At 40.9% G+C, this 21,078-nt stretch carries 13 protein-coding genes, 6 tRNA genes and 1 other RNA gene; 17 read left to right on the forward strand and 3 right to left on the reverse strand.

Annotated elements, in window-relative coordinates; translation table 11 throughout:
* The first annotated feature begins 76 nt into the window (after positions 1–76).
* The 9 genes from NRL14_RS16760 (at position 77) to NRL14_RS16800 (ending at position 7,147) form a co-directional block, all read left to right on the forward strand.
* Positions 77–152: transfer RNA gene (locus tag NRL14_RS16760), tRNA-Phe, on the forward strand.
* A 71-nt stretch (positions 153–223) separates the two neighbouring features.
* Positions 224–299, forward strand: a tRNA-Thr gene (locus NRL14_RS16765).
* 55 nt (positions 300–354) lie between these two features.
* A tRNA-Phe gene (locus NRL14_RS16770) sits at positions 355–430 on the forward strand.
* Positions 431–487: 57 nt separating this feature from the next.
* A tRNA-Thr gene (locus tag NRL14_RS16775) sits at positions 488–563 on the forward strand.
* A gap of 67 nt (positions 564–630) precedes the next feature.
* A tRNA-Phe gene (locus NRL14_RS16780) sits at positions 631–706 on the forward strand.
* 102 nt (positions 707–808) lie between these two features.
* Positions 809–884: transfer RNA gene (locus NRL14_RS16785), tRNA-Thr, on the forward strand.
* A gap of 461 nt (positions 885–1,345) precedes the next feature.
* Positions 1,346–2,761, forward strand: a complete 1,416-nt coding sequence (locus NRL14_RS16790; RefSeq protein WP_306725172.1) for an efflux transporter outer membrane subunit — start codon at positions 1,346–1,348, stop codon at positions 2,759–2,761.
* Positions 2,751–4,067: an efflux RND transporter periplasmic adaptor subunit gene (locus NRL14_RS16795; RefSeq protein WP_039490230.1), complete on the forward strand. Its 1,317-nt coding sequence runs from the start codon at positions 2,751–2,753 to the stop codon at positions 4,065–4,067. The genes NRL14_RS16790 and NRL14_RS16795 overlap by 11 nt, the downstream gene beginning before the upstream one ends.
* Positions 4,064–7,147 (forward strand): efflux RND transporter permease subunit, encoded by a 3,084-nt coding sequence (locus NRL14_RS16800; RefSeq protein WP_306725173.1) that lies wholly within the window; start codon positions 4,064–4,066, stop codon positions 7,145–7,147. Before NRL14_RS16795 ends, NRL14_RS16800 begins: the two co-directional genes overlap by 4 nt.
* A 130-nt stretch (positions 7,148–7,277) precedes the next feature.
* Here the strand turns inward: NRL14_RS16800 and ssrS are convergent.
* Positions 7,278–7,460: non-coding RNA, 6S RNA (gene ssrS / locus NRL14_RS16805), on the reverse strand.
* A gap of 193 nt (positions 7,461–7,653) precedes the next feature.
* Here ssrS and NRL14_RS16810 point away from each other — a divergent pair.
* From NRL14_RS16810 to rlmB, 7 genes are all read left to right on the forward strand, one after another.
* A complete protein-coding gene (locus tag NRL14_RS16810; RefSeq protein WP_002962745.1) occupies positions 7,654–8,217 on the forward strand; it encodes a UPF0149 family protein in 564 nt (187 codons plus the stop codon).
* 28 nt (positions 8,218–8,245) lie between these two features.
* Positions 8,246–9,568 carry a Xaa-Pro aminopeptidase gene (gene pepP, locus NRL14_RS16815; RefSeq protein WP_306725174.1) on the forward strand — a complete coding sequence of 441 codons (1,323 nt, stop codon included), beginning with the start codon at positions 8,246–8,248 and terminating at the stop codon, positions 9,566–9,568.
* 15 nt (positions 9,569–9,583) lie between these two features.
* On the forward strand, positions 9,584–10,771 hold the full coding sequence (gene ubiH / locus NRL14_RS16820) for a 2-octaprenyl-6-methoxyphenyl hydroxylase (protein WP_306725175.1): 1,188 nt from the start codon (positions 9,584–9,586) through the stop codon (positions 10,769–10,771).
* Positions 10,768–11,934 carry an FAD-dependent monooxygenase gene (locus tag NRL14_RS16825; RefSeq protein WP_306725176.1) on the forward strand — a complete coding sequence of 389 codons (1,167 nt, stop codon included), beginning with the start codon at positions 10,768–10,770 and terminating at the stop codon, positions 11,932–11,934. The genes ubiH and NRL14_RS16825 overlap by 4 nt, the downstream gene beginning before the upstream one ends.
* A 431-nt stretch (positions 11,935–12,365) precedes the next feature.
* Positions 12,366–13,100 carry an enoyl-CoA hydratase/isomerase family protein gene (locus NRL14_RS16830; protein WP_306725177.1) on the forward strand — a complete coding sequence of 245 codons (735 nt, stop codon included), beginning with the start codon at positions 12,366–12,368 and terminating at the stop codon, positions 13,098–13,100.
* Between the two features lie 201 nt (positions 13,101–13,301).
* Complete coding sequence (gene rnr / locus NRL14_RS16835) at positions 13,302–15,797, forward strand: ribonuclease R (protein ID WP_149606952.1); 2,496 nt, start codon at positions 13,302–13,304, stop codon at positions 15,795–15,797.
* Entirely contained in the window at positions 15,794–16,537 is a 744-nt protein-coding gene (gene rlmB, locus NRL14_RS16840; protein WP_007378377.1) for a 23S rRNA (guanosine(2251)-2'-O)-methyltransferase RlmB, read from the forward strand. Before rnr ends, rlmB begins: the two co-directional genes overlap by 4 nt.
* 464 nt (positions 16,538–17,001) lie before the next feature.
* Here rlmB and NRL14_RS16845 read toward each other — a convergent pair whose 3' ends face one another.
* Together NRL14_RS16845 and NRL14_RS16850 are read right to left on the reverse strand one after the other, a co-directional pair.
* Positions 17,002–19,158 carry a TonB-dependent receptor domain-containing protein gene (locus tag NRL14_RS16845; RefSeq protein WP_306725178.1) on the reverse strand — a complete coding sequence of 719 codons (2,157 nt, stop codon included), beginning with the start codon at positions 19,156–19,158 and terminating at the stop codon, positions 17,002–17,004.
* A gap of 283 nt (positions 19,159–19,441) precedes the next feature.
* The gene (locus NRL14_RS16850; RefSeq protein WP_007378851.1) at positions 19,442–20,287 is read right to left on the reverse strand and encodes a LysR family transcriptional regulator; all 846 of its coding nucleotides are present in this window, start codon (positions 20,285–20,287) and stop codon (positions 19,442–19,444) included.
* Positions 20,288–20,413: 126 nt separating this feature from the next.
* Between NRL14_RS16850 and NRL14_RS16855 the strand changes: the two genes are divergently transcribed.
* Positions 20,414–21,013 carry a hypothetical protein gene (locus NRL14_RS16855; protein ID WP_007378850.1) on the forward strand — a complete coding sequence of 200 codons (600 nt, stop codon included), beginning with the start codon at positions 20,414–20,416 and terminating at the stop codon, positions 21,011–21,013.
* The last annotated feature ends 65 nt before the right edge of the window (positions 21,014–21,078 follow it).

The following is a 21,078-nucleotide window of genomic DNA, read 5'->3' on the forward strand; positions in this document are numbered from 1 at the left end:
AGATAGCTCAGTCGGTAGAGATGAGTGGGAATTGAATTAAAAATCATTTAAGATTTTTAATTAGCACTGTTTAAGTGCCTCGATAGCTCAGTTGGTAGAGCAGAGGATTGAAAATCCTCGTGTCCCTGGTTCGATTCCGGGTCGAGGCACCATTTATTAAAGTAGTGGTGTTTAATCAACAGTTTAAACATTATTACGCGTGCCTTAGCACACAGCTTTGTGTGCCGACTTAGCTCAGCTGGTAGAGCAACTGACTTGTAATCAGTAGGTCAACCGTTCGACTCGGTTAGTCGGCACCATTTATAAAGCTAAAAGTTAAATAATTATTTTACTTTTAGTTAGCACAGTTTATGTGCCTCGATAGCTCAGTCGGTAGAGCAGAGGATTGAAAATCCTCGTGTCCGTGGTTCGATTCCGCGTCGAGGCACCATTTAATTTAAGTTCTCAATCTTTAAAATTGAACGTGCCTTAGCACACAGTTTTGTGTGCCGACTTAGCTCAGCTGGTAGAGCAACTGACTTGTAATCAGTAGGTCAACCGTTCGACTCGGTTAGTCGGCACCATTTATTTACTAAACTAGTTTAGTAAAAAGTTAACTTAGAAAATTTAGTTAACTAGCACAGTTTATGTGCCTCGATAGCTCAGTCGGTAGAGCAGAGGATTGAAAATCCTCGTGTCCGTGGTTCGATTCCGCGTCGAGGCACCATTTATTGAAAGGCCTTGCTTATGCAAGGTTTTTTTATTTTAAGTGCTTTATAAAAGTTATCAATCTTTAAAATTGAACGTGCCTTAGCACACAGTTTTGTGTGCCGACTTAGCTCAGCTGGTAGAGCAACTGACTTGTAATCAGTAGGTCAACCGTTCGACTCGGTTAGTCGGCACCATTTATTTAAAAGCCTCGCTTATAGCGGGGCTTTTTTGTTTTCGATTTTAGAATTAAACGTATTATAGTTAAGAGCTAAGCAACTGACTTGTAATCAGTAGTCTGTATAAGTTACCCGCTCGACTTTGTTAGTCGGCACCATTTATTTAGGTAACTTAAAGCAACTGACTTGTAATCAGTAGTCTATATAAGTTACCTGCTCGAGTCGGTTAGTCGGCACATTTATTTAAAGCCTCGCTTATAGCGGGGCTTTTTTGTTTTTGTATATTTAATCTCTTAAACACATTACAAAAAATTAATTTTTTATTGTTAAAAATTGCTGATCATTTGCTCATTTTTACCGTATAACTGGCTATTATGTTAGTTCATCGCTAGCTATGTAATGTTATGTAAAGTAGGTTGAGCAAAATTTGCCAAAGTGCTTGAATTAACCTCATAAATAGCAGTAATTTAGGTTTAATTATGATTTGGCAATGCAAGCCAACCCTATTGGCAATTAGTGTGATGCTGCTTAGCGGCTGTGCGAGTGATTTGAACTCGTCGCAGCGCATGCAAGCGCCTAATAATATGCCTCAGCAATGGCAGCAAGAAGCATCAAGCTCAGCATTAAAAGTACAAGAGCAATGGCTTACACAATTACAAAATCCTACGCTTAACAAATTTGTACAACAAGCACTTAAAAATAACCAACAGCTTTTGCAAACGAGTTATGATGTTGAAATTCAAAAGCAGCAACTTATAGTCTCGGGCGCTGCACTTTGGCCAAGCCTCGATTTATCAACACGTACAAGCCGTAGTAAAGACAACCGCCCTGTAAGTTACGACAACGCAAGCTCCGTAAGTTTAAATTTAACTTACGAGGTTGATTTATGGGGTAAGCTTTCTGACGCTAAGCGCGAAGCTAATCTTAACTATTTAGCGCAACAGGCACGATTTGAGCAAGCTAAACAGCAACTCGTTGCTGATGTAGTAACAGGCTGGTTCGATGTGGTTACATCGCAGCAATTACTGGATTTATTTAAGCGCCGCGAAGCCAATGCACAACAAAATCTAGATATTATTGAGTCTGGCTATCGCCAAGGTATAAACGAAGCGCTCGATGTGTATTTAGCGCGTAATGAGCTTAATAATGAACGCTCTCGCATTGCCACTCAAACAGCGAGTTTATCGGCATCAGCACGTGTACTTGAGCGTTTACTTGGTGAATACCCAAAAGGCGCTATTACTGCTAGTAGTGACTTACCTGTTATTAATACCGATATTCCTCTAGGATTACCTTCTGAGCTTATAACGCGAAAACCTACTCTACGTGCAAGTTGGTATGAGCTTTTAGCAGCCGACGCATCATTGGCATATGCGCATAAACAACGCTTTCCAAGTTTAGATTTAACAGCTTCATTAAGTGATAGTACAGACCGAGTAAGCGACTTGTTTTCTCCATCAAGCCTTGCATGGTCTTTATTAGGTAGTATTTCAGCGCCACTTTTTGAAGGAGGGCGCTTAAAAGCCAACGAAGAAATAGCGCGTCTTAATACTCAAAAGCAAGAGCAGCTTTATTTACAAACGCTTTATGACGCGTTTGGCGATGTTGAAAATGCAATTTCGCAGCAGCAGTCCCTTAAAGCGCAATACAGCAGTACTCTTGAAGCGCAAGAAAACGCACTTGCTGCAGAGCAATTGTCATTTGAGCAGTATCAAAGTGGCTTGGTAACTTACACGACAGTGCTTGATGCCCAAGATCGTTCTTTTGACGCGCAAAGCTCCTTAATCGATATTAAAAACCAATTAATAGCCAATAGAATTAACCTACACATTGCCCTTGGTGGTGATTTTGCAAAGCCCTCAAGTGAACTAAAGAGCAATAACGATGAAAACTAAAACAGCAAAAATTATTATTCCAGCGGTGGTTATTGTTGCCACAATTTTAATTGTTATGTTTATTAAGGGGAATCCACCAGAGGCTAAACGCTTTGGGGCACCTCCTAAGGCATCAATAAGTGTGGCTGCGCTTGAGCTAAAACCACAAAATTATCAAGTTATGATAGACAGCTACGGTACGGTAAAACCGCGTACACAAAGTTTGTTAGTGGCTCAGGCATCTGGGCAAATAATTGAAGTAAGTGATGACTTTAGAGAAGGCGGTTTTTTTGAAAAAGGCGATGTACTTTTAAAACTAGACGACAGAGATCATCAGGCTGAAGTTAAATCTGCTCAAGCCAATTTATTAACCGCAGAGCAAGGTTTGCTAGAAGAGAAGGCGCGTGGGCAACAAGCTATTACCGATTGGAAGCGCCTTGGCGGCTCAAATCAGGCAAGCAGCTTAGTACTACGTGAGCCACAACTAGCAGCCGCTGAAGCGGAGGTTTTATCGGCGCAGGCAGCACTTGAAAAAGCGATGCTTGATTTAGAGCGCACTAAAGTAACGGCGCCATATGCGGGGCGTATACTTAGCCGTAGTGTTGATTTAGGGCAAGTTGTTACTAACAACACACAGCTAGCCACCATTTACGCAATCGATAGCGTTGAGATTCGCCTACCAATTAAAAATAAAGATCTCCCATTTGTAAATTTACCAGAGCAGTATCGCGATGGTGCTAAAAACCAAGCGGGTTCAATTGTTAAATTTACTTCTGACTTAGTAGGTGAGCAAACGTGGCAAGGTCAATTAGCACGCACAGAAGGTGCTATAGATGAAGGCGCACAGCAGCTTTATGTCGTTGCTAAAATTAATGACCCGTATAAAGCAACAGCAAATAACCAGTACCCAATAAAAATTGGGCAGTATATAAAAGCGCAAATTACCGGCAGAACAGTATCTAACGCACTTATAATTCCTAACAGTACAATTTATCAAGGAACGTACGTTTACATTGTTGAAGGTGGCGTACTTAAGCGCAAAGACATCACACTAGCTTGGCAAAATGCGACTCAGGCGATGATAAAAACCGGTTTAAACGCAAATGACAAGCTTGTTATTACGCCGCTTGGGCAAGTGAGTTCAGGAACTCAAGTAAGTATTTTAGGTGAACAAAGTGCAGATCAACCTAAAAGCCGTGGAGCGAATGGGCAAGGTAAAGGAAAGCGCCCGACTCCAGAGCAGCTTGAACAAAAAGCAAAAGAGCTTGGTATTAGTGTTGAAGAGTTAAAAAAACGCCGTCCAGCAAAGCAAGGAGATAAGCCATGATAGCTTGGTTTGCCAAAAACCATGTTGCAGCTAACTTATTGCTAGTAACGTTGCTGCTGTCGGGGCTTTTTAGTTTATCGACTAAAATACCGCTTGAAGTATTCCCTTCATTCGAAACCGACATGATAAGCGTGAACGTAAGTTTGCGTGGCTCAACACCAGAGGATGTAGAGCAAGGCGTAACAATTCGTATAGAAGAAGCCGTACAAGATTTAGAAGGTATTAAGCAAATATTTAGCCGCTCTTCTGAAGGCTCAGGCTCTGTAACAATTGAAGTTGAAACGGGCTACGACCCGCGTGAGCTTTTAGCTGATATTAAAAGTCGTGTAGATGCAATTAACACCTTTCCAGCCGATGCTGAAAAGCCAATAGTCGCGCTTGCGGAGCGAATTCGCGAAGTTATCGCGGTTACTGTATCAAGTGATTACGGCGAAAAAGAAACGCGCGAATACGCGGAAACAGTACGCGATCAAATTCTACGTTTACCTAATGTAACACAGGTAGAGCTAAGTGGCGTTCGTGATTACGAAATTGCCATTGAAGTAAGCCAAGACGTTCTTCGCCAGTACGATTTAAGCCTTGCACAAATATCGAGTGCCATTGCTAATTCAAGCTCTGATATTTCTGCTGGTAACTTAAAAACTGAAGGTGGGGACGTACTTATAAGCTCTAAAGGGCAAGCATATCGTAAAGATGAATTTGCCAATATTGTTGTTAAAAACCAAGCTGACGGCACGATTATTCGTTTAGGCGATATTGCAATAATTAAAGACGATTTTGAAGAAACTCCAGTACGTACTCGCTTTAACGGTAAGCAGGCTGCATTTATCGACGTATATCGAATTGGTCCGCAAAGTGCGATTACTGTTGCTGACGATGTTAAAAACTATATAAAAGAGCAACAAAGCTCGCTTCCACAAGGGTTTGAACTAAGTTACTGGGATGATGATTCGGAGCTGGTTAAAAGTCGAATTGCCACACTAACGACCAATGCCCTACAAGGCGGTATTTTAGTACTTGCTTTACTTACTTTGTTTTTACGCCCTGCAATTGCATTTTGGGTATTTATTGGTATTCCGGTTTCGTTTATGGGGGCGTTTATAGCGATGCCTATATTTGGCGTAACCCTTAATATTATGAGTTTATTTGGCTTTATATTAGTACTGGGAATTGTTGTTGATGACGCCATAGTTACCGGCGAAAACGTTTACACCCACCTAAAAACAGCTACGTCGGGCGAGCAAGCCGCAATTTTAGGTACTCAGGAAGTAGCAACACCAGTAACATTTGGTGTGTTAACTACCGTTGCCGCCTTTTTACCTTTGGCCTTTATTGAAGGGGCGCGTGGTGCCTTGTTTGCACAAATACCGGTAGTGGTTATTCCGGTATTATTGTTTTCATTGATTGAATCTAAATTTGTACTACCAGCACATTTAAAATATATAAAACTACGCCACGAAAAAGGCGAACCTTCAAAGTTTGATGTTATTCAACAGCGTTTTGCAGATGGATTTGAAAACGCGATTTTAAAATACTATCAACCCACTTTAAATTTAGCACTGCGCCATAAATTGGCTTCGGTAAGCTTGTTTATTGGTGTATTTGTTATAATTTTAACCATGATCACTAGCGGTTGGACTAAGTTTGTATTTTTCCCGCGTATACCAAGCGAAACAGTCCGCGTTAACTTAACACTACCAACAGGTACGCCGTTTGAAGTCACTAATAAATACGTAATTGATATGTCGCAAAAAGCGCAGCAATTACAAGAAAAATACCGCGACCCAGATACAGGTGAAAGCGTTATTTTAAATATATTAGCCACAACAGGCGGGCGTGGTGGTGTATCTAATTCAGGCTCTGTACGCTTTGAAATAACACCGGCTGAAAAGCGTGAATCAGACATAGGATCAAGAGAGCTTGCCAGCGAATGGCGCGATTTAATTGGTGTCATACCAGGCGCCGAAAGTTTAACGTTTAGAGCTGAAATTGGCCGAAGTTCTGACCCAATTGATGTTCAGCTTAGCGGGACTTCGTTGACTATTTTACAAGACGTGGCTGATCACATTAAAACCCGTTTATCGACCTACCCAACGGTGTTTGATATTGCCGATAGCATGTCTGATGGTAAAGAAGAGTTACAAATAGAGCTTACGCAGCAAGGCTTAGCGCTGGGCTTAAATAGAGTCAATGTTGCAGGGCAAGTACGTAACTCGTTTTTTGGCTCGCAAGTCCAACGTATTCAGCGCGGACGTGATGATGTACGTGTAATGGTACGCTTGCCTATTGAAGAGCGTCGCTCTGTAGCCGATTTACAAAATATACTTATAAATACACCAGCTGGTGGCTCGGTGCCGTTATCGCATGTTGCAACTCTTACCGCAGGGCAAAGTCCATCAACCATTAACCGAATAGACCGCTACCGTACTCTAAATGTAACAGCGGATATTGAAAAAAATAACACCAACATGACCATACTTCAGGCTGACCTAACGGAGTATTTAGATGGATTAATGCAGCAATATCCTGGAGTAGATTACAAACTAGAAGGTGAGGCTAAAGAGCAGCGAGAGTCGTTTGGGTCGTTGGCTTGGGCGCTTGTGTTCGTATTTTTCATAATTTATGCGCTATTAGCAATACCGCTTAAATCTTACTTACAGCCAATTATAGTAATGAGTGTAATTCCATTTGGCATGATAGGTGCTGTAGTCGGGCATTGGATTATGGGCATGGATTTAACCATTATGAGCTTGCTTGGTATGCTCGCCTTAACCGGGGTGGTAGTAAATGACTCCCTTGTACTAGTTGATTTTATTAATAAAAAGCGCAGTGAAGGTGGAAAGTTATTAGATGCGGTTAAAATTGCAGGTGCATCGCGTTTTCGCCCTGTAATGCTAACAAGTTTAACGACCTTTATTGGCTTAATGCCGTTATTATTTGAAAAAGCGACTCAAGCGCAGTTTTTAATACCTATGGCGGTAAGTTTAGGGTTTGGGATTATTTTTGCGACCTTTATTACTTTATTGTTAGTGCCAATAAACTACATGATGATGGAGCGCTTTCAAGGTTGGTTTAAGTAAATAAGCGTAAGCATTTAAAATTTAGCTGTAAGTAAGAAATTGCTTGCAGCTTTTTTTTGCCAAAAATTATAAAAATAATGTACGAAGGTATAGCAAAAAAATGAATAAGAGGGAGTATAAAAAAAAGAAGGTGTTCCCCAAGATACGGTACCCGGTTTCAGTCCTGAAACCAGAAGGTTTCAGGGCGGAAATCTGCGGTTTACCGTAGGCTTCTCGGTACATGCCGAGCTTGCACAATAGTAGACGAACAGAAATCCTGGTATAAAATTTATCGGCTCAGGGACTTAACCAAGCTCCGGTACCCCAGGGAACAATTTAAGTATATAAGACATAATCCAATCCTTAAACCCCAAACGTAAAAAATTAAACCGTTCGCTTAGTTTTCCCGCACCTTTAACTCGTCATTTACTTTATCGCATGGTTTTTGAGCTTGATCATACAATTAATTGGAGTTGCTTTTTATCGAGTGGTAGCATTGCCTTAACTTGCAAAGCGAAGATTCGATTATGAACGATTTACCCGATTACGAAAAAGCTCAACTGCTTTTAGAAAAAAACGAAATATTTGTATCACCTGCCGAAGCGCATGGTGTAATTAGTGGTTTACTTGCGTGTGGTTTAACCATTGACGACAAAGAATACTTAGGCCTTTTGAGCGATGTGTTTAACGATGGTGAATCATTTAGTAACGATTTAAAGCAGTTTTTTGGCACTATTTATAAGCAAGTAGTTGCGAGCTTTAATGATGACGAATTTCAGTTTGATTTATTTTTACCAAACGATGACGAAACACTCATCGATCAGGCTAATGGCCTCGTATCATGGGTAGCAGGCTTTATGCTTGGTTTTGGCTTAAAGCAAAAAGATTACGGTAAGTTATCAAGCGATGTTAAAGAAGTTATTACTGACTTTAGCGAAATCACTCGCCTAGATACCACTTTTGAAGAAACCGAAGAAGACAGCCAAGCGCTGCACGAAGTGATTGAATATGTGCGCGTATCAGCACTACTTTGTTTTGCAGAGCTTGGTAAAGAGCAAAACACGCAAAGTACTAAAAAAACACTTCATTAGTTTAAAAAGTTAAACGGGTTGGTTAATAATGGTTGAAGTACAAAAGTCAGAATTTAAAGCACGCCGTGAGCGTTTACTTGCGCAAATGGATAAAAATAGCGTTGCTATTATTCCCGCTGCGAGCGAAGTGACGCGTAGCCGCGATACCGAATATGCATTTAGACAAGATAGCGACTTTTTCTATTTAACAGGCTTTAACGAACCCGACGCTGTACTTGTACTATGTAACAACAGCGATGCACCCAGTACTTTATTTTGCCAAGATAAAGACAAGCTTGCCGAAATTTGGCATGGCCGCAGAGTTGGCTTTGATAAAGCTAAAAGCGACTACTTGTTTGATGAAGCTTACCCGTTAAGTGAATTAAACGATAAGCTACTCGATATACTAAATGAAAAAGATGCGATTTATTTTGCACAAGGTGCTTATCCTTCATTTGATACCAAAGTGTTTACGTTACTAGGTACACTTAGAAGTGGTGCGCGAAATGGCCTCAAAGCACCGAGTACTTTAAAAGAAATACGCGGCCTTATTCATGAAATGCGTTTGTTTAAATCGCCAAGCGAGATAGATGTTATGCGAGAAGGTTGTGAAATTAGTGCGAGAGGGCACATGCGCGCTATGCGTTTTTCACACCCCGGAGCTACTGAATTTCAGCTAGAGGCAGAGCTGCATCATCATTATGCCATGAATGGTGCGCCGCACCCGGCGTACGGCACAATTGTTGGTAGTGGCGACAACGCCAATATTTTACATTACACGCAAAATAGCGACGTATCAAAAAATGGCGACCTGGTACTTATAGACTCCGGTTGTGAGCTACAAGGTTACGCAGCCGATATTACCCGTACTTTTCCAGTAAATGGTCAATTTAGCGAAGAGCAAGCCGCGCTTTATAATATTGTTCTTAAAGCGCAAGAAGTTGCTTTTGATGAAGTAAAACCAGGTGGTTACATGTCGCATGCTAATAAACTAGCTATGGAAGTAATGACTCAAGGTTTACTTGATTTAGGTATTTTAACCGGCGACTTTGACGAGCTAATGGCAAAAGGGGCATGTAAAGAATATTACATGCACGGGCTTGGGCATTGGCTTGGTTTAGATGTACATGATGTTGGCGATTACAAAGTAAATAACGTTGAGCGTGCATTTGAGCCGGGTATGGTACTCACCATAGAGCCTGGGCTTTATATCAGCGAAGACTCAAGCGCACCGCAAAAATACAAAGGCATTGGTATTCGTATCGAAGATAACTTGCTAGTTACCGAAACCGGCCATGAAAACTTGACCCTAAGCGTACCTAAAAAAATTAGCGATATAGAAGCACTTATGCAAAGTGCTAAAAACGTATAAAGCTCGGAGAGTAAAGTGGCTAAGCAGTTTGATGTAGTTATTATTGGCGGTGGTTTAGCGGGAGCAAGCTGCGCATTAAGTGTGGCTAAAACTAATCCCGCGTTAAATATTGCCGTTGTAGAAGCTAATCAAGTTACCGGCGACTACCACCCAAGCTTTGACGACAGAAGCATTGCACTTGCTCAGCAATCGGTAGAGTATTTACAAAGCCTCAATTTATTTGAACAAAATGCCCCTTACACCGCCGCAATCAAAAAAGTGAGCGTGTCTGATAGAGGCCACTTTGGCAAAGCGCACATTAATTGCGACGAATTTGCTAAGACTTCACTTGGTTACGTAGTAGAAGTTAACCCTTTTGGCCGAGCGCTCCACCTGCGTTTAACGCAGTCAAATATTACGCTTTTGTGCCCCGATAGCGTAATTGCCATTGAGCAAACACTGCATAGCAATACACTCACACTGCAAAGCGGCGAGCAATTAAACGCAGCGCTATTGGTTATTGCTGATGGTGCACAATCACCCACACGTAATTTACTCGGGCTTGGTTTTAATACCCAGCCATATGAACAAGGCGCAATTATTGCTAATGTAGAAGTGGCTGGTGGGCATAATAATCATGCCTTTGAGCGTTTTACACAAAGCGGGCCTATGGCGTTATTACCCATGAGCAATAACCGTTATTCGTTGGTGTGGTGTATGAACCAAGATCAAGTTGAACAGCTCATGGCACTTAATGAACAAGGCTTTATAAGTGCACTGCAAAGCGCGTTTGGTTATCGCGGTGGGCAATTTACTAAAGTAGGCATGCGCACGAGTTACCCGCTCGTTTACGGGCAAGTCGAGTCTTTGACTGCGCACCGTACAGTGGTTATTGGTAATGCTGCACATGCTATTCATCCTATTGCAGGGCAAGGTTTTAATTTAGGCCTTCGCGACGTGCAAGTACTTAGTAATTTAATAGCAAACAGCCAACACGATTTAGGCAGTTATGCGTTTACACGTGAATATTCAAAAAAGCGCAGTGATGATATAAAAACCGTAATGAGCTTAACCGATGCACTTGTTAGGATTTTTTCAAATTCATCGCGAGTGCTCGCATTGGGGCGCAGTATTGGGTTGTTCTCGATGGATTTATTTCCCGCATTAAAAGCGCCATTAGCCAAACAGTTAATGGGGCAAGTTAAACAAGGTAGGCGTTTATGAAGCAAGCACAGGTTTGTATTGTAGGTGGTGGCTGTGTAGGGCTAACACTGGCACTTGGATTGGCAAAAGCCGATATAAGCGTCTTTGTACTCGACGGCGCACCAACACAAGCGTTGCCAACTGACGAATATGGTTTGCGCGTAAGTGCGCTAAGCATTGCAAGTCAAACCTTGCTTGAGCAATTAAACGTATGGCCCGAAATTATCGCACAGCGAGCGTGCGCTTATACACATATGGATGTACGTGATGCCGACAGTTTTGGCAAAATAGCGTTTGATAACGAACAACTTGAGCTTGAACATTTAGGCCATATTGTTGAAAACGACATTATCCGCTACGCGCTTATAAAAGAGCTAGAGCAACAAAGCAGTGCAACACTAATGTTTGATACGCAGTATCAGCAAATACATCAAAGCGAATCTGATGTATTTATAACGCTTAAAAGCGGCGAGCCAATTATTGCAAAACTGCTGGTGGCGGCTGATGGTGCAAATTCAGCTATACGTAAACAACTTAATATGGCGCTGAGCTTTAAAGATTACGACCATCATGCGCTAGTTGCGACTGTTAAAACTAAAGAGCCGCACGCAAATACCGCACGCCAAGTGTTTTTACCAACCGGGCCACTGGCATTTTTGCCTCTGAGCGATGCAAATACGCATTCAATAGTATGGTCTACAAGCCCAAACCACTGCGATGAGCTCCTTGCTATGGATGATAACACCTTTAATAAAGCCGTTATGGCTGCAATAGATGGTCAATGCGGTTTGTGTGAAGTGCAAAGTAAGCGCGTGGCTTTCCCACTTAAAATGCGCTACGCCCAGCAATGGGTTTCAGGCAAAGTGGTACTCATTGGCGATGCTGCACATACAATCCATCCACTTGCAGGGCTTGGTATGAACCTAGGCCTAAAAGATGCGGCTTATTTAATTGAGCTTTTAACAAGTGATAGCAAGGAGTTTGCAAGCACTCGCACACTGCGCGATTACGAGCGCACTCGTAAGCTCGACGCACAAAAACACATAGCCATGATGCAAGGGCTAAAAGAGTTATTTGAAGGGGCTAATCCGTTTAAAAAGCTTATTCGCGGAGTAGGGTTGTCGCTAGTTGATAACCTAGGGCCAATAAAACACTTGTTCGCCAAAGAAGCGATAGGAAAGTAAAAACATCGACAATAAGTTTTGTAAAGAACGATGCTTAATTTAAGAGCGCCTTTTTTAATGTTTATATTGAGTTAAATTAAGTGCTTCTTATTTTTTGAAATTCATCCAAACTAAACACTTGAATTCAAGACGATTAATTACCAAACCTCGAATATTACAAGCGCCAAGTTAAACATACCGCTGGAAATTTAACCTCAAAAAATAAACATGCCTTATACCAATCCGCAATAATACTTAATCAATTTGAGGGATTAAATCTGACACTAACTGTGTTAAAATTTTCTGATATAGAACAACTAATTTGCCTTATAATCGACAAGGTTTTCTTGCCCCAAAATAGACCACTTAATTAATCGAGTTGGTATTATTGATAACTATAAAAATAATGAACTGCGCTTAAAGTTAACTTAAAAAGCAAAAAAGAGGATTTAATGGCAAATTTAATAGAACTAACAACTAAAAATAACACCGCTATACTCACCATGAATACCGCTGAAAACCGTCATAATCCAGCGTTTTTGGCTGAGTTTAATTTACACCTAGACCACATTGAAGCAGATCAAAATATTAAGTCAGTTATTTTAACGTCTTCGAGTGATAAAAATTGGTCATTGGGTATCGACCTTCAATGGATGTCTAATCCAAGTATTTTACCAGCAGCAATTTCTGACTTTATGGTGCAAATAGGCGATTTATTTAAACGCATCGTTACTTTTCCTATGCCTATTATTGCTGCGTTAAACGGGCATACCTATGGTAATGGTGCTGTACTCGCGTGTGCGTGCGACTTTAGATTTATGAAATCAGACAAAGGCTTTTTTTGTTTTCCTGAAGTGGATGTAATGGTGCCGTTTGTTCCGTCGATGTTTCCTATAATTAATAAAGCAATTTCGCAAACATTCTTTAATCGTCTAGCTATGTCAGGAGAGCGGGTTGGTGCAGAGCAGCTGCTAGAGAACAAAGTAGTTGAAGCTGTGTTTGCAAATAATGACGAACTACAAGCGGGTGCACTTGAGTTTGCCCAGCAGTTTAATAAAAACCGTTGGATTTACGCTCAAAATAAAACACAAATGAATAAGCAGATTTTACTTACGATGAAAGAAGAAGACCCAAGCTTTATTGATAATATAAGTAAACTGCTGTGGAAAAATCTACAAAAAAAATAGTATAAGTCTTAGTATTGTTACTAGATGACTAAATGCTTTGCAGTTAAGGGATCGTTAAGCTCCATTGCGCTAGATTTTTCAACTATACACCAAGGTAAACAGTAAGGTAAAAGTGCTTTCTTAAAAGTTTAATAGCTTTTACCTGTCTCATTATAACTATATGGGTTAAAATACCTACATAACCAACTAACAAGATAGTGAATGTCAAACCAAGATCCAAATCTCAGTCGAGAACAAGAAAAGTACGAAAACCCAGTCCCTAGTCGTGAGTTTATACTTACTCACCTTCAAGAGCGTTCAAAGCCTGCTAACTACGCGCAATTATGTGAAGAACTAGCAGTAAACGATGACGAACGCCAAATAGCATTTAAACGCCGCCTTCGCGCTATGGAGCGTGACGGACAGCTGTATTTCAATAAATTTAAATGCTACGCCCTAATTGACGAAGCCGGTTTAACCAAAGGCAAAGTAATAGGCCACAGAGACGGTTTCGGCTTTTTAGAAGTTGAAGGCGAGAGTAAAGATTGGTTTATTGCTAAGCACCAAATGAATATGGTGTTACATGGCGACATTGTACTAGCTAAAGGCACTAAACGTGGTTCTGGCTCAAAATGCGATGCACGTATTATAAAAGTGCTTACTAACGAGCGCGCGCCAATTGTTGGCCGTTACTTTGTTGAGCACGGTGTTGCTGTGGTAGTCGCTGAAGACCCGCGCATAACGCAAGATATAATGATTTTACCAGGCAACGAAAACGGTGCCCGCCATAACCAAATGGTGCAGGTTAAAATTACGCAAAATCCAAGCCGTAACATGAACGCGGTAGGTAAAGTTATAGATGTACTTGGTGAGCATTTAGCCCCAGGTATGGAAATTGAAGTTGCACTGCGCAATCACGATATTCCACATGTATGGCCAGAAGAAGTTGAAGCACAAGTTGCTCATCTAGGTGAATTTGTTGAAGAAGCTGACAAACAAGGTCGCGTAGATTTACGTGATTTACCACTTGTAACTATTGATGGCGAAGATGCACGCGACTTTGATGACGCCGTATACTGTGAACCTAAAAAATCAGGTGGCTGGCGCTTATGGGTTGCCATTGCCGATGTATCGCATTACGTAGGAATGAACACGCCGCTTAACAAAGAAGCAATTTTGCGTGGTAACTCAGTGTATTTTCCTGAGCAAGTAATTCCGATGCTACCAAAAGTGCTTTCTAACGGATTATGTTCGCTTAATCCAAAAGTAGATCGCTTATGTATGGTTGCCGAAATGACCGTATCGAGCGCGGGTAAACTTTCGGGTTATAAGTTTTACGAAGCCGTGATGAACTCGCATGCACGTTTAACTTACACCAAAGTAAATGCCATTTTACAAAACGACGAAAAACTACGCGAAGAATACTCAGCCGTTGTGCCACATTTAACTGATTTACAGCAGATGTACATGGCACTTAAAGCAGCACGCCAAGACCGTGGTGCCATTGAGTTTGAAACTCTAGAAACACGTTTTGTATTTAACGCTCAACGTAAAATAGAATCAATAGTGCCTGTTATTCGTAACGACGCGCACAAACTCATTGAAGAATGTATGATTTTAGCCAACGTATCGGCGGCTAAAATTCTTGAAAAGCATGAAGCGAGTGCGCTTTATCGTGTGCATGACGAACCAGACCAAGAAAAACTAGGTAACTTTACTAAGTTTTTAGGCGAGTTAGGTATCGAAAGTACATTAAGCGACGAACCAACACCAAAAGAAATAACGCAAGTATTAGCGCGATTAGGTGAGCGCCCAGAAGCTGAGCTTATTCAAACTATGCTACTGCGCTCAATGAAACAAGCTGTATATCAGCCAGATAACATTGGTCACTTTGGTTTAGCGTTATCGGCTTATGCGCACTTTACATCGCCAATACGTCGTTACCCAGATTTAGTCGTGCATCGTGCTATTAAAGCAGTTATAAAAGCACAAGGTCAGCAAACGTCTGGCGAATACGCTTATACCGACGACGAAGTTGATCAACTAGGTGAGCAGTGTTCTACAACAGAGCGTCGCGCCGATGATGCAACTCGCGAAGTAGCGGATTGGCTTAAATGTGAGTTTATGCAAGATCACGTAGGTGACGAGTTTAACGGTGTTATTTCATCGGTCACTAACTTTGGTTTGTTTATTCGTTTAGATGATTTACAAATTGATGGGCTTATTCACGTTACTAATTTAGGCGATGAGTTTTTTGCACATGATGCTGCAAAACACACCCTAATAGGTGAGCACTCGCATACTGTTTATCGCCTTGGCGATAAAGTAACAGTTAAAGTTGCATCGGTTAGTTTAGACGATCGCCGTATAAACTTAACGCTTAAAGGCGATGTTGCACAAGACAGATACTCACGTCGTCGTGCACCTAAAAAAGGCTCAGGAAAATCTGAGCATGCGCCAGCAAGTGTGCGTTCGCAATTAAAAGCAGGCAAAGTACCGGGTAAAAAGTCGCACAGCGATGACAAACCAAAAGGTAAAAAAAAGCCAGCAAATAAAGATAAAGGCAAGCCTGCAAATAAGTCTGCAACAAAACCTGCAGATAAAAAAGCAGCAGACACTGCCGTAAAGAAAAAACCGAAGAAAAAGGCCGTTAAAAAGCCTAAAAGAGCAGGCAAAAATGCCCGTAAACGTACTAGCCCAGGAGCAGACAATACGTGAGTAATGAATTAATTTTTGGCTTTCATTCTGTTGAAGCAATTTTAGAAAGCGAACCAGAGCGCTTTGTAGAAATTTATGCCCTTAAAGGTCGTGACGACAAACGCTCAACTCCGATTATTGATGAAGCACGTAAATTTGGTATTTCAGTACAGTTTATGCAGCGCAAAGCCCTTGATAGCAAATCAAAAGGTGAGCAGCATCAAGGTATTATTGCCAACGTAAAAGCAGCGCCAACGTTTAACGAAAAAGATCTTGATGCGATAATCGCTCGAGAAGACACACCGTTTTTACTGGTGCTTGATGGTATTACCGATCCGCATAACTTAGGCGCATGCCTGCGTAGTGCAGACGCTGCTGGTGTTCACGCTATCATTGTACCTAAAGATCGCTCTGCAAAGCTTAACGGCACAGCACGTAAAGTGGCATGTGGCGCAGCCGAAACAGTACCGCTTATTCAAGTGACTAACCTTGCACGTACGCTTCGCGAAATTAAAGATGCAGGCGTATGGGTTGTAGGCACTGCTGGCGAAACTGATAACCACGTATTTGATGCAAGCTTAACAGGCCCAATGGCTATTGTTATGGGTGCAGAGGGCGAGGGCATGCGACGCTTAACGCGTGAGCATTGCGATATGCTTGTTAAAATTCCAATGGCGGGTACAGTTTCAAGCTTAAACGTATCGGTAGCCACGGGTATTTGTTTGTTTGAAGTTTTACGCCAACGTAACGCAAATAACTAATACCTAATAAATAATACCTAATTTAAATTAAGTATTAAAAAAGCCGAGATTGAAATTCAATCTCGGCTTTTTTGTCTCTGTAATTTACGCTTTAACTTTACACCAATTGATGCTCTATTATAGCGATAGGAAAATAGCTCTATAGTAATACCAAGCTGCATAAATCTTTGATCAATTTAACGAATTAAATTGCACTATAACGTCGTTAAAAATTTTTTATTTAGAACAATCTAGTGTAATTTTCTTAACGTTAAATAGACCTCATATATAAGCAGATTGGTATAAGGCAAAAATAACAAAATATAGTGTTCTTATATGAGTTACTTTTAACGTAGCTAGTGAACTATTTCTCCTATACAAAGCGCAGGTAAACGGTTTAATAACAAGGCAATAATTTAGATGTGTAGTGCTTTTACATAAAAAATTATTAACGCTGTTAGTGAACCGTTTAACCAGCTTTTAATTTAGAATGAGTATGTGTAGCCTACTTGAACAGTACGCGGCTTACCTGGCTGAATGCCACCGTTTGAACGGTTAGCAACGTATGTTTTATCAAACAAGTTATCAACGCTTAGGTATACTTTTTGATTTTCATCGATTAAGTATTTAGCGGCTAAATCCCATACTACGCGGCTATCAATTGCGTTTAAGCCCGACTGCGTTAAATTAGCATGCGCATCAGATACGTAACGTATTTGGCTGTTAACTACAAACGCAGAAAACTCTGCACCTAACGATAACGCTACTTGGTTTTCTGGTACGTAAGGCATTGCATCGCCTTTTTCTACCGCGCCCCAAATTTCTGAATCAAAATCGTTTTTAAACTCAGAGTCTGTGTAGGTGTATGTTAATTTAACTGGGAACATAGCTGTATCAGTTGCAAACGTACGTGCTGCACTAAATTCAAAGCCTGCTACTTCTACTTCACCGTAGTTGTATTGGTCGCCAATGTTGTCGTCGCTACAACCAACCGCTGCAGTACAGTTACCGTGCATGTTGTCGTAGTCAGAATAAAAGGCAATTATTTCACCACTAAAGCTATCCATGTTGAAGCGAGAGCCAAACTCAATGTTTACGCTTTCTTCTTCTTCTTGGTCTGCATTACCAGGTGCTGCTGGCGCATAACCTTTTTGAATGCCCGCAAGTAGCGTTACGTTTTCGTTAAGCGTGTAAGTAGCACCTAACGACGGAACTAAAATTTCGGTATCGTTCGACACATCTTTAGTTAAACCGTTGCTGCGCGTTGGATCTGATTTAGACCACTCTTCACGCGTAATAGTAATGTCTTCATATCGAAGACCAGCACTTACTACTAATGCATCAATTGTCCACTCGTCTTGAATAAACAAGGTGCTTGCTTCTGCGCTATCTACACGGTTGCTATCAGAGCCCGGAACGCCTTGCTCTGTAAGCGTTAAGCTTAGGTCTTGATTAAGTGTGTATTTGTCTTCCCACTGAAAACGATCCATTTCGTCTTCGTGGTAACGTACGCCAACAGTCACATAGTGATCGCCTGCAGGAATATGTAATTCAGACTGAATACCTTTAGCTTGGTAATCGCGGTTATTAGCTTTAATACCAATACCTTCAATACCTTCGCTTGTAGGGTTTGCTTCAAATTCACTGTATTGCTCAAGGTAGCTTTCGCTTACTTTGCTGGCTTTGTACCAGTTGCGATGAAAATCGTTTAAGTAAGCGGTTGCTAAAAACTCATAGCCATCACCAAAACGGTACGCGTAGTTAAGTTGATATGCGTTGTGGCGCGTATTCATTTCATCGTTTTGCGATGCAGCATAACGACGGTAAGGACTCTGTTTATAATCTTCGTCAGTTAAGCCCATGTATGTTTCGTCTGATGTTTCGTCAGAGTACTTAATTTTTAGCTCAAGATTATGCGCATCGTTTTGACCAAACGTGTGGCCAAACTTTAATAGTAAATCTGTTTTTTCAAAACCGGTGTTGTCATTACCTACTGGCAGCTCTTTAAAGCCATCTGCGCCGTAAGTAAATACCTCAATTAAACCTGCTGTGTTATTTTTTTCTTTACCAAAGTAAGCGTGGCCTTTGTAGTAACCGTCGCTACCAAGGGCTGCATCTACCATACCTTTTGAGCTATTTGGCTCAGTGGGTAAGCTGCGTGAAAGTAAGTTTAAAACACCACCTGTAGTACGAGGGCCGTACTTAACTGAGGCTGCGCCTTTTAATACTTCAATAGACTCCATACGACCCATAGTAGGGAAGTAGTAAGCAGAAGGTGCCGAATATGGCGCTGGTGCAACTAACACACCGTCTTCCATTACTGATATTTTATCGTTACGGCCAGTACCTGTACCGCGCATACCAATATTAGGACGAAGGCCGTAGCCATCTTCTTCTTGCACGTAAACGCCCGGAACAGACGCTAAAACGCGAGAAATATCGGTAAACTGGAATTTTTGAAGCTCTTCTTCAGAAATAAACGTAGCCGAACCAGGAATATCGTTTATTGCTTGTTGTGAACCAATAACGGTAATTTGTTCAAAGCGTTGTTCTTTATTGCTGGTGTCTTTTGCTATTGCAGTAGCACTAAAAGACAAAGCAACCGCAGTTGCTAGGGTAGATACTAAAAATTTAGGGTTCATTGTGTTCCTAATTATGTCAATTATCCAAATTGGCGTAATTGGAACACGTTAACGAATACGAATCAATGTTATTAACTATTTAATGATTCAGTTTTTTAGAACTAAAAACACCTACTTATGCAACTTAGTTAACTAAATTATTTCTTTTGTAGCAGTTTGTAATTACTTAACTAGTTATAAAGTTTGAACTAGGTATATTTACTTTTAAGCGCTTTATATTAACTGGTTTAGATGTGATTATCGTTAATTCATTTTATTTTTCAATTGGTTATGTTTATTGGTGTTAGCCTAAGCGTAGTGCGATAAACTCAGCAAGTTTATCTACTGCATTTTCCGATTCGCCCGAACTTTTAACCAAACTAATACCAATATTACCAAGAGCAGGTAAATGCTTGGTTTGAACTTGATAGTTAAGTTCACTCGGTACTGTGCTTTTAGCAAGTACCGTAATACCTAAGCCTTCTTTTAACGCGGCAATAAGACCGGTTAAATCGGCGTTGCTATAGACAATTCGGTATTTTATACCTGCACTTTTTAATGCATCAGTAGCACGGCGACGATAAATACACCCCTCTGGTGCGGTAACTAGCGTAACCACGTCGTTTTGTGCAAGTGATAAATCGCCTACCCATACGAGTTTGTCTTGCATAAAAATAGGGAATTTTTCAGAGCTGAGACGCTCATTTAGCGCCAGCACTAAATCAAACTGATCTTGCCTTGAGGCCGAAAGCAAATGTTTACTTAAACGCGATTTAACTTCTAACGATACCTCTGGGTAGAGTGCCACAAAGTCGCCAATAATTGAGGGTAAAATACGCGCTGCAAATTCGCTCGGAATACCTAAGCGCACTTTACCTGCAATGTTTTCTGAGGTGAACTGCTGCAAAATAGCATCGTTGTGCTGCATCATCTGCTTTGCCATAGGCAGTAATAGCTCGCCGTACTGGTTTAATACTTGGCGCTGTCCTTGTTTTTTAAATAGTTTATAGCCAAGCACATCTTCTAAACGTTTTATTTGTAGGCTTACCGCAGGTTGCGATAGGCCAAGTAAGTCGCCTGCTTTAGCAAAACCACTCACTTCAACTACCATTACAAAGGTGCGTAAACTGTCGGTTGATATGTTTTTCATATTTATAATTACAATTTATATGGCTATATATATAAGTATTATTTATCAATTGATAAATAATTACAATTTGTTGTTACACACCTCGCGCAATATACTTTTAGCATTGAAAATACACAGGTGTTTGTTATGACTTTTAACCCAATAATGTTTGCCCGCCACAGCAACGCAAGTAGTGCGGTTACTAACGCTTTGCAAGCAAACAGCAGCAATGTTGTAATGGATTTTAGTGGCACCGAAACCAGTGTATTTTTAAGTTCTATTTTAGGCCTTGATTTAACTAAGCTTACCGCCAGCGGTTTAGGCTTAAAAGGCACGCTTGATGGCGACTATAATTCTGACTACAGCTTTGCTGTTTATTACTTTAGTGAAACTGCGTTTAGATTCGTACTGCCACACAGCGCAAGCCTTCAATTACAAGCGCTTATAAATGAGCAACAACTTCGTTTTGATATCGATTATGTAATGCGAACCGACCTAGCTACTTTTACTCTAAGCGGTAGCAATGCATTTGACACCCTAGTAAATGCTTTTAAATTAACACCAGGTTTGCGCCTTTCTGACGCGCAACTTTGTTACGGTGCACAAAGCGGTGATGTATTTATTACCGCCATTGATAATAACGACGAACAACACTTTGTATTAGTCGCTAAACAACAAGAATTACAAAAATGGCAAAGCTACATGCAAGCGCAAGGTTTTGCACTTATGCATAGTGAAGCCGCATAACGAATACAAACAACAGGTAAGCATAACAATGCTTGCCTGTTTTTATATCTATTTAAGCCACACCC

This window comes from Pseudoalteromonas sp. 20-92 (assembly GCF_030847595.1).
Taxonomy (GTDB): Bacteria; Pseudomonadota; Gammaproteobacteria; order Enterobacterales; family Alteromonadaceae; genus Pseudoalteromonas; species Pseudoalteromonas fuliginea.